1 protein-coding gene is annotated in these 1,228 nt (G+C 30.5%); it reads right to left on the minus strand.

Features of this window, described 5'->3' with window-relative positions; translation table 11 throughout:
• Positions 1-482: 482 nt before the first annotated feature.
• The gene (locus tag ACVCZW_RS13230; RefSeq protein ID WP_452227589.1) at positions 483-1,064 is read right to left on the minus strand and encodes a hypothetical protein; all 582 of its coding nucleotides are present in this window, start codon (positions 1,062-1,064) and stop codon (positions 483-485) included.
• Positions 1,065-1,228 lie beyond the last annotated feature (164 nt).

Here is a 1,228-nt window from a genome sequence, read left to right on the forward strand (position 1 = left end):
AACTAGCCATTAATTATATACGTTGTTATCTATAGGTCTTTTCATAGTTAGCCAGAGTTCAGATGTTTAAATTTTTATATAAATATAATTTAGGAATTCTGATTTTAGCAACGGTTTAAGCGCAATGATACATTTCTACTGTCAGATTAGCTCAGATTGGTTTTTCTGCGTGTAATTCAGTCGTAACGATAAACGCAAGCTTTTCAATCTTAGTTTATAAAATCAAACAGAATCCAATCCGTAACGTTTTTCAGATTACATTATTCATCTTAGTAATTATTCCCTTGTTGGAAGTTCAGACTTATAGATTTTCCAATAATTTTTGTTGGTGAGTAACTTATAGATAACGTGTTTGTATATGGTTTGTTGCGTGTTTAAGTACGTAATTTAGCAAATAAAAACCGAATAGAAAATCCGCGAGGGTTTTCGTAAGCAGGCAAGAACTAGCAATAAATTATATACGGTGTTGTGCAACGTTTTTATCAGCGTTGATTTTCAAAATTTTTCAATACAAGTTCACTCAGATTTGCTTTTTTAAATTCAGCAATTATTAGGTCTATTTTATCTTTCTTTCCAATGATACCAAATTGATGTTGTAAATCGTGGTTAGTTGCGATTAAATAGTCTTCATCATCCATTAAATTCTCAAATCCACTAAATCTTTCGTCAATATGTCCGAACCTACTTGGAAATTCTTTATTCAGCCAATCTTCAATATCAGTTTTTGTTCTTTTTCGTTTTGTAAATAAGTACAAGTAACTACCAAATCCGTATGGATAATAGAATTCTTGATTTGGCATAATTAATAAATCGGTCACAGTTTTTTTAGAAAGCCCAAACCAAGTTTTTTTCTCACGATTTAATTTTTCGAAAAGTATGTTTTCGTTTTTTAATTTCTCTTCGGTCATAACGTATGTAGTTTCGCTTTGAATGTATTGATACATTTCGTAACCATCAAGTTTTGTTAGTTGGATAAATTCTGTAGCTGATTTGTTTGATTTAAATTCCGCTTGAGTAAATATTTTCGACCCAAGATTGTGAAATAGTAAAAGGAATTTGGTCATTCTCGGTTTTTTTCAAATGTTGCACAACGTGTTTGTATATGATTAGTGGCGTGTTTCAGCACCTAATTTAGTAAATAAAAACCGAATAGAAAATCTGCAAAGATTTTCGTAAGCAAGCTATAACTAGCCATTAATTATATACGTTGTTATCTATAGGTCTTTTC

It is taken from the genome of Lacinutrix sp. MEBiC02595 (assembly GCF_053601555.1).

What these genes read in the sequence shown, in the direction of transcription:
- ACVCZW_RS13230 (WP_452227589.1), bottom strand. Translation starts at nt 1,064, where the DNA reads ATGACCAAATTCCTTTTACTATTTCACAATCTTGGGTCGAAAATATTT.